The following is a 14,879-nucleotide window of genomic DNA, read 5'->3' on the forward strand; positions in this document are numbered from 1 at the left end:
TGAGCCAGGATCAAACTCTCCAATAAAGTTAGTTTGTCTAGCATCATAAAATAAAAATTGACGTTTCACGTTGTTTGTTTCGTTTAGTTTTCAAAGTTCAACATCGCGTTTCAGCGACTTTTATAATTTAACATTTTGCGTTAAATCTGTCAACAACTTTTTTCTTTCGTTCCTGACGACGCTTATTAATTTACCATATTAATCATTCACAAGTCAACACTTTTAAAAAAATGCCAAAATAAATTTATTTTGGCATGATATAAAGTTTAATAACCACTAATGCAGCAACACCGGGTAGGCCTAATAAACTTGTAATTGTTGCGGTGCCCAAGTTAATTGGGATATGAAAATCAAAATACGTTCCTACAACATTTACGATAAAAAGTAATGCTACTCCCAAAGTAACATGAAAGAGCGCTTTTCCTATAAAACGCAACGGCTTAGAAGAAACACCAAAAACAAGGAAAATAAAAACTAACGCAAGAATACCAACAATAATAATTGTAGAATTCATTTTTTCCTCCTTATGAATGACCTATACACATTTATTTGTATGGGACAAGACAATAAAAAAGAACGTTTATTATATAACTCCAGTCGTTTCATCTTATTCACCTTGATTCGGCTACACGTTCTTCACAAAAACTATTAATCGATCTTTCCAAACGAATAAAATAAAAAGGCTCTGCTTTTCAGCAGAACCTTTTACCATTGCTCCATCTTTACAGGACGACGTTTTGCTTCTTTTAGCAAGAAGAAATATTTCGCCTCTGCTATTTTCAAAGAACAAAGTACATCTTGAGATGGTTCAACACTTTGTTCAACCATTCTCTTTTGACGTAACCATTCATTCTTCACCTTTTCTAATAGTACAATTAGCTTATCATCATACTCTTTACGCAATTTACCCTTTTTTTGAAAGAACATTTTTGTTTCTCCTCTTATACTTCTCTACGACCTTCTAACGCTTTCGACAGTGTCACTTCATCTGCATATTCTAAATCTCCACCAACTGGCAGACCGTGTGCAATACGAGTTACTTTAATACCTGTCGGCTTTAAGAGGCGGGATATATACATCGCTGTAGCTTCCCCTTCAATATTAGGATTTGTTGCTAATATTACTTCTTGTACTGTTTCATCGTGTAGTCGCTTTAGAAGTTGCGGGATATTAATGTCTTCTGGTCCAATTCCCTCCATTGGAGAGATAGCACCACGTAACACATGATATACACCTTGATACTCTTTCATCTTTTCCATCGCGATTACATCTTTCGGTTCTTGCACGACACAAACAACTGATTGATCCCGATGTGAATCGTTACAAATATAACAAGGATCACGGTCAGTAATATGCCCGCACACAGAACAATATGCTAAGTCTCGCTTCGCATTTACAAGTGCTTTTGCAAAACCTAACACATCATCTTCTTTCATATCTAATACGAAAAACGCTAATCGAACCGCTGTTTTCGGTCCGATTCCTGGCAATTTCATAAAACTATCAATTAGTTTTGATATTGGTTCTGGATAATGCATATATCAATATCCTCCTAGAACATTCCACCCGGTAAGTTTAAGCCTTTTGTAAATTTACCCATTGTAGAGTTTGAAAGTTCATCAGCTTTCTTAAGTGCATCGTTTGTTGCAGCTAACACTAAGTCTTGTAACATTTCGATATCTTCTGGATCTACAACTTCTTCTTTCACTTTTACTTCAAGAATTTGCTTATGACCATTTGCAATAACTGTGATCATACCGCCGCCAGCTGTACCTTCAACTGTTTTTTCGCCAAGTTCTTCTTGCGCCTTTGCCATTTCCTTTTGCATCTTTTGCATTTGTTTCATCATGTTATTCATATTTCCCATTCCGCCACGCATCATAATTAATTCCTCCTAATTATTATTACTCTTTTATTTCAATGAGTTCTTGCCCTACTAATTTTACAGCCTCTTCTATGAGAGGATCTTCTTTTTTCTCTGGGCTTTCTTCAGAACTTCCACCTTCACGCTGTAAAAAATCTTCACGGATTTTACCCCATTCACTTTTTGGAATGGCAATCATATTTAATCTTTTACTTAGCAATTCAAATAAAGTTTGTTCCACTGTATCCATAGCCTCTCGATTTTCGCTTGCCATTTTACAGTGAATCTCATATTGGAACGCTAAAACGTAAGTATCATCTGAAGCCGCTACCGGTTCGCTATTTTCTAATAAAACAGCAAACGCTACTTTGTTGTATGCTTTGAGTCTTCCTAACAACTCTCCCCATACAGCTTTTAATTGTTCTAAATCTTGACGCTTCGCTTGCTTTAATACTTCATTTACGCGTCCGACAGGTATCTTCATACTTCCTGTCCGTACTGGCTTTGGTGCTGCACGCGTCTCTCTGACTTCCTGCTGCACACCGGCCGGCACACCATTCTTTTTGACTTGTTCTAACTCTTTCTCTAATTGCTGCATCCTGTTCATAATTGCTTGTAAACGATCTGCACCATTTGCTTGCATCATAAACTGTTGACACAGTTGTACCATAACAACTTCTAAGAAAATTCGCGGATGATTTGTCCACTTCATTTCCTGTTGTGCTTTACTAAGAGTATGAATGATCTCATAGATTACTTCCGGCTGCATTTCTTCACTTAACGTCCGGAATTGCTCATCAACCATTACTCGTTCCAACATATGTTCCAATTGTGGTGAAGTTTGATATAAAAGCATATCACGATAATAGTAAATGAAATCCTCCATAAAGCGAACTGGATCTTTCCCTTTACCCATCATCTCGTCTATGATACGTAATGCTCTTGATACATCATTTTCACGTATACATTCTACTAAGTTACCTAAGTATTGCTGAGAAACAGACCCTGTTACAGCTAATACATCTTCTGTCGTAACGGTCTCATCACTATAAGATATTGCCTGATCAATAAGACTGAGCGCATCACGCATACCACCTTCAGCGGCACGTGCAACAATTTGTAATGCCTCATCTTCTACTTGCGTACCTTCATTGTTCACAACTGTCGATAATCTCTCAACAATATCATTTACTGATATCTTTCGAAATTCGAAACGTTGGCAACGCGAAATAATTGTAGGCGGTATCTTATGCGGTTCTGTTGTCGCCAAAATAAAGATAACATGTCCTGGCGGTTCTTCTAACGTTTTTAAAAGCGCATTGAAGGCACCCATGGAAAGCATGTGAACTTCATCAATAATGTATACTTTATATTCTACAGCACTTGGAGCATATTTTACTTTATCTCTAATATCTCGAATTTCATCTACACCGTTATTTGAAGCCGCATCAATTTCTAATACATCTGAAATAGATCCTTGTGTAATCCCCAAACAAGAAGGACATTCATTACAAGGTTCAGCTACCGGAGCATGTTCACAGTTAATTGCTTTTGCAAACACTTTTGCAATTGTCGTTTTTCCTGTTCCCCTCGGCCCAGAAAATAAATAAGCATGTGAAACTTTCTCTTGAAGAAGGGCATTTTGCAACGTTTTTGTTACGTGCTTTTGACCGACTACATCTTCAAACTTTTGCGGTCTCCATGTTCGGTATAACGCTTGGTATGACACGAAAATACGGCCTCCCTCAAAGGTTATTATCTCATTTATTATAACCCATTCTGTTTATAGATTCCAAAAGTTATTTTCTATACAAAAAACCCACCTTAGTATTAAGGTGAGTTTTGTATACATATATAACTGCCGTGCACCTTCTGTCGATTACGTACCATAAGCGTTACTTAAGCAGTTAGCTCGGTTCAGGCACTCCTGCGGCACACGAGAAGACCCGCTTATTGCTGCTTCCTTCCGGACCTGACAAGGTTCACGGGGTCCCGTTGCGCAGGACCCAAACGTCAACACCACTTACTTAAGGCAGGCCTTACAGCAACATAACCTCGAGAAGGGATTCGGCCTCGCTAGAGCGGATTGCGAGTATAGGGCACCGCTACCTCCCCGCTTAGCACGGCAAAGTTAAAACCAATATTCGGTTGCCTTCATTAAAGGCACTATCAGTATAACTTGTTTTTTTATAAAATGCAAATACGTTAATTCTCTTTACTTTTCTCTAATTTCTTAATCGCTTTTCTTTTTTTACGAAGCGCTCTAAAAAAGTTCGTTAACAGCGTACCGCACTCTTCTTCTAATACACCAGCTACTACTTCACATTGATGATTAAAGCGTTCATCCGTTAACAGATTCATCAATGTCCCTGCACATCCACCTTTCGGATCACTCGCACCATATACAACTCGCCTTACTCGTGATAAAACAATTCCACCCGCACACATCGGACAAGGCTCTAATGTTACATATAACGTTGCATCTTCTAAACGCCATGTCCCTAATTTTTTGCACGCCTCATCAATAGCTAACAACTCAGCGTGAGCTATCGATCTTTGCTCAGTCTCCCTTAAATTATGAGCAACACTAATTACTTCACCACCCAACACTATAACTGCCCCAATCGGTACTTCTTGTATTGCCTCTGCTTTTTTAGCCTCTTCTATTGCTAACTGCATAAAATAAATATCTTGATCACGTTCCATAACATAGTCCTTTCATTACAAATAAAGTACACTTATTTCCATTTACTACACATGGGATAACTTTTATAAATTCAATCCACCCTAAGAAAAAAAGAGAGGGGATTACATATGAAGAATACTGCCTTACTCATTATCGATATGATTAATGACTTTCAATTTTCACACGGGCCTATCCTAGCAAAAAAATGCGAAATTATAACCAATCCTATTTTACAATTAAAGAAAACAATGAAATCCTTCGGTTGCCCCATCATTTATATTAATGACCATTATCAACTTTGGAGATCTGATATTGACCAATTGATTACTCATTGTACAAATGAGTATAGTAAAAATATCATTCATAAGATCGCTCCAAATGCTGATGATTACATTTTTATTAAACCACATTACTCTGCTTTTTATGAAACACCTTTAAATTCTTTATTAGGCTATTTAAAAATAGAAAATCTAATATTAACAGGTGTCGCCGGGAATATATGTATCCTCTTTACAGCTAACGATGCTCATATGAGGAATTATACATTGTATGTACCACAGGACTGTATTGCATCTAATGATGATCAGGATAACCTGCATGCTTTGAAAATAATGGAAGCCACATTAAAGGCAAATATAGTACCGTCGTTTCAAATAAAATTTAATTAATACATATATCTATTTTCCAACTTTTTATATCAAATTAACCCGCTCGCTTCCCTCTTGTGCTACAATAATTCTGTTTTGTGTTTTTAGTAGTCACGGTAAATCACTGATTGAAAGGAGGAAACAGCGTGACCGGAGTACCATTTATCACGGTTGAAGGACCAATTGGTGTTGGAAAAACTTCACTTGCGAAGGAAATTTCAACTCACATGCAACTCCACTTACTGAAAGAGATTGTTGATGAAAACCCCTTTTTAGGAAAGTTCTATGAAGACATCGACGAATGGAGTTTTCAAACAGAGATGTTCTTTCTTTGTAATAGATACAAACAATTAGAAGATATTAACATAAAGTATTTGAATCAAAGGAAGCCAGTAGTAGCGGACTACCATATATTCAAAAACGTAATTTTCGCATCCCGTACATTAAAAGATTCTCAATATGACAAGTACATGCAAATCTATCGTATCCTTACACAAGATATGCCTGTTCCAAACGTTATCGTTTATTTAACAGCTAGCTTAGAAACATTACAAAAGCGAATCGCAATGCGCGGAAGAGAATTCGAAAAAAATATGGATCCAAATTACTTACTACAGCTCACAAAAGATTACGAAACAGCAATGGATGCTTTTAAAAAAGACCATCCAGATATCCCAGTATTGAAATTTAACGGAGACGATATGGATTTTGTAAAAAATCCTGATGATTTAAACGTCATCCTATCTGCCCTTCAAAATACTCTCTTAAAGGAGTCGAAATAATAATGAATTTAAGGCAAAAATATGATATCCCAAATGACGCAGTAATCACTATCGCTGGAACAGTAGGTGTCGGTAAATCCACTATGACAACTGCATTAGCTAACGCTTTAGGGTATCGCACGTCATTTGAAAAGGTAGATTCTAACCCGTATTTGGACAAGTTCTATGCTGATTTCACACGCTGGAGCTTTCACTTACAAGTATACTTTTTAGCAGAACGATTTAAAGAACAAAAAAGAATTTTTGAATACGGCGGCGGTTTTGTTCAAGATCGCTCTATCTATGAAGACACTGGCATTTTTGCAAAAATGCATCACGAAAAAGGTACAATGACGGAAACTGATTATGAAACATACAAAGGTTTATTTGACGCTATGGTCATGACTCCTTACTTCCCTCATCCAGATTTACTCATTTACTTAGAAGGTTCTTTCGATGATATCGTTGATCGTATCCAGGAACGTGGACGTCCGATGGAACAGCAAACACCAATTGAGTATTGGAAAGAGATGCATGGGCGTTATGAAAACTGGATTAATAACTTTAATTCATGCCCTGTTTTAAGATTAAACATTAATGAATACGATATTTTAAAAGATGGCGATTCCATTGAACCAATCATTAAAAAAATCGGCCATTTTTTAAAACAAACACGTAAACTTGTAAAATAAAAAACCCGTGCATACGCACGGGTTTTTCTATTAAATTACTTCTTCTTTGTTGGAGCAATAATTTCACTCTCAGGTTTTCCAGCGTTAATACGCTGACGAACAGTACTTGTACTAATATCGTACGCCTCAGCAATCTCTTTAACAGTCATTTCTTTCCCGTTAATTACTGCTGTTAATACTTTACCTGTACGTTTTGGAGCTGCTTCTTTCTTTACAGCTTCTTTTTTAACTTTTTTTGGTGCCTCTACTTTTGTTGCAGTTTGCTTTACATTACAAGTGCAACCACAAAGTTTACGGAATGTATCATCGCTAATAATACGTGATACATTTGCACCACTGTTTAAAATTCTATTGTTCTTACAGACAGGACATTGTACATAATATAAAGTTTTTCCATCTAAAGGAAACGTTTGTATAATAAGATCCATGTTGACTCCTTTCATATCTATGAAGATAATCATCGGAATATGAGTGTGTAATAAGGACAAAATCGCCTTACACCATACTTTATGATTGGTTTTAAAATAAAAACTCGTTACGTGTGGTAACGAGTTCTCCAATCTCCACTTATATGCGCTGTTGTCAATTATATCTGGAGGAGGTAGAGGGATTCGAACCCCCGCGCGACTCTCGCCGCCTGTCGGTTTTCAAGACCGATCCCTTCAGCCAGACTTGGGTATACCTCCATATTGACATCAAATATAATATCAAAAGAAAAACAGTTAGTCAACCCTACTAAAATAAATTATGAGGAAAGGAAAATTTTACTTTTCCTCTCCTACATCATAGTACTGACAACGCTCATAATTACCAATCACTCATACCGATGAATGTTTATAAATTTACTTAATAACTGTTTTTCCTCCCATATAAGGGCGAAGAACTTCTGGAATTATAATTGTACCATCTTCTTGTTGGTAGTTCTCTAAAATAGCTGCCACCGTACGTCCAATTGCAAGACCAGATCCATTTAATGTATGAACATGTTCTGGTTTGCCGTTTGGCTCACGACGGAAACGGATATTTGCACGTCTCGCTTGGAAAGCCTCGAAATTACTACAAGAAGAGATTTCACGATATGTGCCATAGCTTGGAATCCATACTTCGATATCGTATTTCTTCGCTGCTGTAAATCCTAAATCGCCTGTGCACATGCTCATAACGCGATATGGCAACTCTAATAATTGTAACACGCGTTCTGCATCATTTGTTAGTTTTTCTAACTCTTCATAAGAATCTTCTGGTTTTACGAACTTCACAAGCTCTACTTTATTGAACTGGTGTTGACGAATTAAACCACGTGTATCACGGCCAGCTGAACCTGCTTCAGAACGGAAACAAGAGCTAAATGCAGCATATCTTATAGGCAATTGTTCTTTATTTAAGATCTCATCACGGTGCATATTTGTTACAGGTACTTCAGCTGTTGGAATTAAGAAGTAGTCTTCACTTTCAATACGGAATGCATCTTCTTCAAACTTCGGAAGTTGTCCTGTCCCTGTCATGCTTGCACGGTTTACCATATACGGAGGTAATACTTCTTCATATCCATGCTCATCAGTATGAAGATCAAGCATAAAGCTAATTAAAGCACGCTCTAATCTTGCGCCAGCACCTTTGTAGAATACGAAGCGGCTTCCTGTTACTTTTCCAGCACGTTCAAAATCTAGAATTCCTAAATCTGTAGCAAGATCCCAATGTGGTTTTGGTTCAAAAGCAAATTCTTTCACTTCTCCCCAAGTGCGAGCTACTACATTATCATCCTCTGTTTCACCAACTGGAGCAGATTCGTGCGGAATATTTGGAATAGATAGCATCAATCTTTCTAGATCTTCTTCAACTGTACGAAGTTCGTTATCAAGATCTTTTACTTTTTCTCCAACTTCACGCATTTCTAAAATTAGAGCTTCTGCATCTTTCTTTTCGCGCTTCAATACAGAGATTTGTTGAGATACTTCGTTACGTTTACTTTTTAGTTCCTCTGTTTGAACAAGTAGTTCTCTTCTTCTCGTATCTAATTCTTCAAAGCGACCAAAATCAGTTAAATCTTCGCCTCTATGCTGTAACTTTGCTTTTACTTCTTCAAAATTTGTACGTAAAAATTTAATATCAAGCATTATATACTCCTCCTTTTATTTTATAAAACACAAAAAACTCCCGTCCCTATATAAAGGGACGGGAGTTAACCCGCGTTGCCACCCTAGTTGAAAGCTTTACCGCCTTCCTCTCAAGTAGAAATAACGGCTCTTCACCGGGAATGTTTACTAATCATAAAGATATTCCACATTCCATTCCAGGATGGATTCACAAACTGTTTCTATCGATTTCCACCAACCATCGACTCTCTATAAGAAACGACATTTGTTACTACTTCCTATCAACACGCTTATTTTATAAAATTGTTACCATCAATTTACTATAATCTTATACAAGTTGCAAGTTACTTATACAACTTTTTTCATTTTCGCTTCTTTTACCATTTCTACAAAGTATGCTGTTACACGATGATCATCCGTTAATTCCGGATGGAAAGAAGCAGCTAAAAACGGCCCTTGCCTTACAGCCACCATTCGATCACCATGTGTAGAAAGTACCTCAACATCATCCGCTACATTTACAACATACGGAGCACGGATAAATACGCCAACAAAATCTTCTCCCACACCTTTAATAGAAAGTGCAGCTTCAAAGCTATCTTTTTGACGTCCAAACGCGTTACGCTCAACTGTAATATCCATAGCACCAATATGTGCTTCGTCATAGCCAATAAGTGTTTTTGCAAGAAGAATCATTCCTGCACATGTACCAAACATTGGTTTACCAGACTTCGCGAATGTACGAAGTGGTTCCATGAAAGCATACTTATCAATAAGACGGCGCATAGTTGTACTTTCACCGCCTGGTAAAATAAGACCATCAATCTCTTCAAGTTGTTCTATACGCTTTACAATAACAGCTTCTGCACCACTTGCTTCAACTGATTTTACATGTTCACGAACTGCACCTTGAAGACCTAGTACACCGATTTTCACCATTTTAAAGTTCTCCTTCAATTACCATCCACGCTCTTGCATGCGTTGCTCTGGTAGTAACGTTGAAATTTCGATACCTTTCATCGCATTACCTAATCCTTTAGAAAGGCTTGCAATTAATTCGTAATCCTCATAATGAGTTGTCGCTTCAACGATTGCACGTGCAAATTTCGCTGGATTCTCTGATTTAAAGATACCAGATCCAACAAATACACCATCCGCACCAAGTTGCATCATTAACGCTGCATCTGCAGGTGTTGCTACACCACCTGCTGCAAAGTTTACAACCGGCAAACGACCAAGGCGTTTAATTTCAAGTAGTACTTCATAAGGAGCACCAGTATTTTTTGCATATGTCATTAACTCATCTTCACGTAGATTTGCAACTTGACGGATTTCTGCATTGACTTGACGCATATGACGCACTGCCTCTACAATGTTTCCTGTTCCTGGTTCACCTTTTGTACGAAGCATAGATGCACCTTCTGCAATACGACGTGCAGCTTCTCCGATATCACGGCAACCACATACAAACGGAACTGTGTAATCACGTTTATTTAAATGGTATACTTCATCTGCTGGAGTTAATACTTCACTCTCATCGATATAGTCTACCCCTAATGATTCTAATACACGTGCTTCTACAAGGTGACCGATACGGCATTTGGCCATAACCGGAATTGACACAGCACCCATAACTTCTTCAACGATTGTTGGGTCTGCCATACGAGAAACGCCACCTGCTGCACGAATATCTGCTGGTACACGCTCTAATGCCATAACGGCAACTGCGCCTGCCTCTTCTGCAATTTTTGCTTGTTCAGCGTTAATTACGTCCATAATAACGCCGCCTTTTTGCATTTCTGCCATTCCACGTTTTACACGTTCTGTCCCTGTTACATTTGTCATGTTACAAAAACCCCCCTAGGTGAATTGCTTTTCCCCGTTAAAGGCGAAAATTAAGAATACTCTTACATTCTACCACTAACTATCAGATGCTTGTCTACTACTTTTTCATAAAGTCGGTATGAAAAATAGGAATAAGAAAAAGCCCCTACAATGAGGAGCTTTTAAAACCAACCTTTTACTGTATCAACAGCACTATTCCATATACCACTAAAGAAAGAACCAATTCCGCGCATAGCACGAGTAAACCAGTTTGCTTCTTCTACTTCAGATGTTGTTACAAGATCCACTTGTAACGACTTACCAGTTAAAAATCCAGGGTCGTTTGCATCTTTTGGCGTAATTACCATTTGACCAAGCGCAGCTCCCTTTTTAATAGGTGCTTCTTGTCCCTTACTTGATTCTTTTAATTCTGTTTTATACACATCTTTACTTCCTTTTGGTACTGGAAGTGAAATGGCTTGTTTCGTTTGAACTGCTACATCTTTGTCTTTCGCATTTTCTACTCGTACTGTTTCTTGTCCTTTTACTGAAGAACCTTTTTTATACATTTGTTTCATTTCAAAGTTAGCAAATCCATAATCATATAGCTTCTTTGTTTCATCAAAACGTGCTGTATGAGAACTTGTTTTAATTACTACAGAAATAAAACGCATACCGTTTCTTTCAACCGTACCAGTGAAGCAATCTCCCGCTTCTGGAGTTGAGCCTGTTTTTAGGCCATCTACGCCATCATATTCTTTAACTAAGCCCTTTAACATCCAGTTCCAGTTCGACATTGCAAACTTCTCTTTTTCTGGACGGAATTCTTTTTTCGGGATTTTTGCTGTATCTAACACTTTTGGATAATCTTTAATTAAATGTTGTGCTAAAGTTGCAACATCCTTTGCAGACATTTTATTTTCTTCATCCGCTGTTGTTCCTTCTGGATGCATTCCCTTTAAATCTTTATTCGTTAAACCTGTAGAATTGACAAATTTATAATTTTTCAACCCTAGTTCTTTCGATTTATCATTCATCATTTTTACGAAATCTACTTCTTTACCTGCAATTGCTTCTGCTAATGCAATCGTTGCACCATTTGCAGAGAAGATTGCCATTGCCTCGTATAACTCTTTTACTGTATAAGAGCCACCATTTTCTAATGCCACATTTGATAATGAAGCATCCTGTGAAACTTTATACGCATATTCAGAAACCTTAATTTTCTGATCCCACTTAAGCTTTCCTTTATCCACTGCTTCGTGAACTAAATACTCACTCATCATCTTCGTCATACTAGCAATGGATAATAATTCATCAGCATTCTTTTGATATACAATTTTTCCAGAATTCGCTTCAACTAAAATTGCCGCACCTGCTTCAATGTTTAAAGCAGCTCCTGTTTCAGCTGATGCATTGCTATATGGTAACAACATACTACAAGCTAGTGTAAGCATTGTTACTAGTGCAATGAATCTTTTGCAAAACATACCTTTCACTTTTGCTACCCCCAATATCTATGTACTCACATAACCGTTATTCTAACATAATCAAAAAAAAATAGACAGAGATATAAAATCTCCGTCTATTTATATATAAGACATTATAATGAGTAGTTTGGAGCCTCTTTTGTAATTTGTACATGATGAGGATGACTTTCAAGTAAACCAGCACCTGACATACGAACAAATTGTGCATTCTCACGTAAGAATTCTAAATCTTGTGCTCCGCAATATCCCATACCTGCACGTAATCCACCAACTAATTGATGAACCGTATCTGCTAAAGGTCCTTTATATGGTACTCGTCCTTCAATACCTTCTGGAACAAGTTTTTTATTTCCTTCTTGGAAATAACGATCTTTACTTCCTTTTTCCATCGCTCCGACAGAACCCATACCACGATATACTTTAAATTGGCGACCTTGATAAATTTCAGTTTCACCAGGACTTTCAGCAACACCAGCAAACATACTACCTAGCATAACAACATGTGCTCCTGCTGCTAAAGCTTTAACCATATCACCAGAGTACTTAATACCACCGTCAGCGATAACTGGGATACCGTGTTTACGAGCTTCTGTTGCACAATCATAAACCGCTGTTAATTGTGGTACACCAACCCCAGCTACAACACGTGTTGTACAGATAGAGCCTGGTCCAATACCAACTTTAACTACGTTTGCCCCTGCTTCAATTAATGCTCTTGTTGCTTCAGCAGTAGCAACATTTCCAGCGATAATATTTAATGATGGATACTTTGCACGAACTTCTTTTACTTTATCAATAACGCCTTGAGAATGCCCATGGGCTGTATCAAGTACGATTGCATCTACGCTAGCTTTTACTAATGCGTCAATGCGAGTCATAGCATCAGCCGTTACACCAACTGCTGCTCCAACTAATAAGCGCCCTTGCTTATCCTTCGCAGAATTTGGGAATTCAATTACTTTTTCAATATCTTTTATTGTAATAAGCCCTTGTAATACACCGTTGTTATCAACAAGAGGGAGTTTTTCAATTTTATACTTTTGTAGGATCTTTTCAGCCTCATCTAGCGTTGTACCAACTGGAGCTGTAATTAGCTGTTCTTTTGTCATTACGTCGGAAATTTTGATTGAGTAGTCTTGGATAAAACGCATATCACGGTTTGTAATAATACCAACTAATTTTCGCTCGTCTAAATTATTTACAACCGGTACACCTGAGATACGATATTTCCCCATAAGGTGCTCTGCATCATACACTTGATGTTCTGGAGTTAAAAAGAAAGGATCTGAAATAACACCACTTTCAGAACGTTTTACTTTATCAACCTGCTCGGCTTGTTGTTCAATAGACATGTTTTTATGAATAATTCCTAGACCGCCTTGACGAGCCATTGCAATAGCCATATCTGCTTCTGTTACTGTATCCATTCCTGCACTAATTAACGGGATGTTTAACTGTAAGCTTTCAGATAAAACCGTTTTAACACTTACTTCTCTTGGTAGTACATCTGACTTTGCTGGTACAAGTAATACGTCATCAAAAGTCAAACCTTCTTTAACAAATTTAGATTCCCACATAATTGTTCCCCCCATGATACCAGAAATTATTATTAGTAGCTTATCAATTGGTTAAAATACTGTCAAGGACGTATATATATGTTAGAATTTTTAGACAATAAAAGGAGCGTAATATATGCATCAAACACATTGTACTTGGCAGCAATTAAGTTTCTTCTTTTCATCTCAAAATGTACAACGTTATCTTGCCCGTTGTTATGAAAAATCCTCCATACAAGATGCTGAAAAAAAAAGTTTCGAAAATTGTTATCCCTTTATTTATTACTTAGAACATGGGAAAAATTATTACGAATTATATAAGGTAGCTCCCTTTTCGATTCAACCAATGTTATTGTTTTATGGAATAAGCCAACTTTTTAAAGCGTGCTTATTGACTATTGATCCGAACTATCCTGAATCCACTACTGTTTTAGCTCATGGTGTTACGACTCGTAAACGGAAAAAACAGGGGTATCAATTTTTAGAAGATGAGGTAAAGGTACAAAAAAACGGACTATTTACTCATGTTGCAGAACAGCTGTTTCACATGAAACACTTAGAATCAGAGAAGTTTAACATGTTGGATTTAATGGGGAATATTCCGGAATTACAAAACTTATTTCGCTATAGTCAGCGAGGTTCCACTTTATATAAAATTGATTCAACAAATGCAAATGAACTTTCCTTTTCAGTCAATATACTAGATCGACTTCATATGACTTCAGAAAGATTTTCACGTTATATTGAATCAATTTGTAAGCACTTATCCGTGCAACATGTCCCCGGGAAAACGAGCGCATCCAATTTACTTTTTACAGCTCCTATCCAATCGTGGAATCCTATATATAGTACGCCTTTATACTACGAATATCTCGCTGATACTTATTACTTACCACTCACAACTGACCCTAGAAATCCTACACCCGTATTGCCTGAACTTCTCGTTCATTATTTATTGCTCTACAATTTAAGTATGATTTCTAGATACGAAACAGATTGGTGGTATGATTTACTTGGAAGCTATGGCTCTGAAGATTACCCATTTATTTATCAATTTCTTACTATTTCTGCTCAAAAAATCCCTTACTATATTTCGAATTTTTTACTAGCAGAACCGAACCTATTTCATGGGAAATAAAAAAACACAAGTCAAAAGACTTGTGTTTTTAGTTGCTTGGCGACGTCCTACTCTCACAGGGACAAGGTCCCAACTACCATCGGCGCTAGAGAGCTTAACTTCCGTGTTCGGTATGGGAACGGGTG

The 14,879-nt window shown here is 37.3% G+C and carries 16 protein-coding genes, 1 tRNA gene, 1 rRNA gene, 1 other RNA gene and 1 other annotated feature; of the genes, 4 read left to right on the forward strand and 15 right to left on the reverse strand.

What is annotated here, in order from left to right; translation table 11 throughout:
* Positions 1-244 precede the first annotated feature (244 nt).
* The 7 genes from RCJ96_RS27085 to tadA form a co-directional block, all read right to left on the reverse strand.
* On the reverse strand, positions 245-514 hold the full coding sequence (locus RCJ96_RS27085) for a pro-sigmaK processing inhibitor BofA family protein (protein WP_001089262.1): 270 nt from the start codon (positions 512-514) through the stop codon (positions 245-247).
* 191 nt (positions 515-705) lie between these two features.
* On the reverse strand, positions 706-927 hold the full coding sequence (locus RCJ96_RS27090; RefSeq protein ID WP_000466020.1) for a YaaL family protein: 222 nt from the start codon (positions 925-927) through the stop codon (positions 706-708).
* Between the two features lie 14 nt (positions 928-941).
* Positions 942-1,538 carry a recombination protein RecR gene (gene recR, locus RCJ96_RS27095; protein ID WP_000559169.1) on the reverse strand — a complete coding sequence of 199 codons (597 nt, stop codon included), beginning with the start codon at positions 1,536-1,538 and terminating at the stop codon, positions 942-944.
* Between the two features lie 14 nt (positions 1,539-1,552).
* A complete protein-coding gene (locus RCJ96_RS27100; RefSeq protein WP_001996460.1) occupies positions 1,553-1,879 on the reverse strand; it encodes a YbaB/EbfC family nucleoid-associated protein in 327 nt (108 codons plus the stop codon).
* A gap of 25 nt (positions 1,880-1,904) precedes the next feature.
* Positions 1,905-3,593 carry a DNA polymerase III subunit gamma/tau gene (gene dnaX / locus RCJ96_RS27105; RefSeq protein ID WP_000121557.1) on the reverse strand — a complete coding sequence of 563 codons (1,689 nt, stop codon included), beginning with the start codon at positions 3,591-3,593 and terminating at the stop codon, positions 1,905-1,907.
* 132 nt (positions 3,594-3,725) lie between these two features.
* Positions 3,726-3,990, reverse strand: an RNA gene (gene ffs / locus RCJ96_RS27110) — signal recognition particle sRNA large type.
* Positions 3,991-4,069: 79 nt separating this feature from the next.
* On the reverse strand, positions 4,070-4,570 hold the full coding sequence (gene tadA / locus RCJ96_RS27115) for a tRNA adenosine(34) deaminase TadA (protein ID WP_074609478.1): 501 nt from the start codon (positions 4,568-4,570) through the stop codon (positions 4,070-4,072).
* Positions 4,571-4,678: 108 nt separating this feature from the next.
* On the opposite strand from tadA, the gene RCJ96_RS27120 reads away from it, so the two are divergent.
* The 3 genes from RCJ96_RS27120 (at position 4,679) to RCJ96_RS27130 (ending at position 6,650) form a co-directional block, all read left to right on the forward strand.
* Positions 4,679-5,218: an isochorismatase family cysteine hydrolase gene (locus RCJ96_RS27120; RefSeq protein WP_000798715.1), complete on the forward strand. Its 540-nt coding sequence runs from the start codon at positions 4,679-4,681 to the stop codon at positions 5,216-5,218.
* Between the two features lie 125 nt (positions 5,219-5,343).
* Positions 5,344-5,979, forward strand: coding sequence for a deoxynucleoside kinase (locus tag RCJ96_RS27125; RefSeq protein ID WP_000148224.1), 636 nt, complete (start codon positions 5,344-5,346; stop codon positions 5,977-5,979).
* A 2-nt stretch (positions 5,980-5,981) separates the two neighbouring features.
* The gene (locus tag RCJ96_RS27130; RefSeq protein WP_001053585.1) at positions 5,982-6,650 is read left to right on the forward strand and encodes a deoxynucleoside kinase; all 669 of its coding nucleotides are present in this window, start codon (positions 5,982-5,984) and stop codon (positions 6,648-6,650) included.
* A 35-nt stretch (positions 6,651-6,685) separates the two neighbouring features.
* Here RCJ96_RS27130 and RCJ96_RS27135 read toward each other — a convergent pair whose 3' ends face one another.
* The 7 genes from RCJ96_RS27135 to guaB all read right to left on the reverse strand — a co-directional run bounded on the left by RCJ96_RS27135 (position 6,686) and on the right by guaB (position 13,637).
* The gene (locus RCJ96_RS27135) at positions 6,686-7,078 is read right to left on the reverse strand and encodes a DUF3797 domain-containing protein (RefSeq protein ID WP_000364209.1); all 393 of its coding nucleotides are present in this window, start codon (positions 7,076-7,078) and stop codon (positions 6,686-6,688) included.
* A 165-nt stretch (positions 7,079-7,243) separates the two neighbouring features.
* A tRNA-Ser gene (locus tag RCJ96_RS27140) sits at positions 7,244-7,336 on the reverse strand.
* A 156-nt stretch (positions 7,337-7,492) separates the two neighbouring features.
* Positions 7,493-8,767 carry a serine--tRNA ligase gene (gene serS / locus RCJ96_RS27145; RefSeq protein ID WP_000884181.1) on the reverse strand — a complete coding sequence of 425 codons (1,275 nt, stop codon included), beginning with the start codon at positions 8,765-8,767 and terminating at the stop codon, positions 7,493-7,495.
* A gap of 51 nt (positions 8,768-8,818) precedes the next feature.
* Positions 8,819-9,040, reverse strand: a binding site (T-box leader).
* Between the two features lie 54 nt (positions 9,041-9,094).
* Positions 9,095-9,685 (reverse strand): pyridoxal 5'-phosphate synthase glutaminase subunit PdxT, encoded by a 591-nt coding sequence (gene pdxT / locus RCJ96_RS27150; protein ID WP_000238775.1) that lies wholly within the window; start codon positions 9,683-9,685, stop codon positions 9,095-9,097.
* An 18-nt stretch (positions 9,686-9,703) separates the two neighbouring features.
* Complete coding sequence (pdxS, locus tag RCJ96_RS27155; protein ID WP_074609476.1) at positions 9,704-10,591, reverse strand: pyridoxal 5'-phosphate synthase lyase subunit PdxS; 888 nt, start codon at positions 10,589-10,591, stop codon at positions 9,704-9,706.
* 161 nt (positions 10,592-10,752) lie between these two features.
* A complete protein-coding gene (gene dacA / locus RCJ96_RS27160) occupies positions 10,753-12,060 on the reverse strand; it encodes a D-alanyl-D-alanine carboxypeptidase DacA (RefSeq protein ID WP_139303910.1) in 1,308 nt (435 codons plus the stop codon).
* Between the two features lie 113 nt (positions 12,061-12,173).
* On the reverse strand, positions 12,174-13,637 hold the full coding sequence (gene guaB, locus RCJ96_RS27165; protein ID WP_000264079.1) for an IMP dehydrogenase: 1,464 nt from the start codon (positions 13,635-13,637) through the stop codon (positions 12,174-12,176).
* Positions 13,638-13,752: 115 nt separating this feature from the next.
* On the opposite strand from guaB, the gene RCJ96_RS27170 reads away from it, so the two are divergent.
* Positions 13,753-14,754, forward strand: a complete 1,002-nt coding sequence (locus RCJ96_RS27170) for a YaaC family protein (RefSeq protein ID WP_074609472.1) — start codon at positions 13,753-13,755, stop codon at positions 14,752-14,754.
* 34 nt (positions 14,755-14,788) lie between these two features.
* Here RCJ96_RS27170 and rrf read toward each other — a convergent pair.
* Positions 14,789-14,879, reverse strand: a 5S ribosomal RNA gene (gene rrf / locus RCJ96_RS27175); the annotation flags it as partial.

This window comes from Bacillus sp. BSL6, assembly GCF_052928345.1.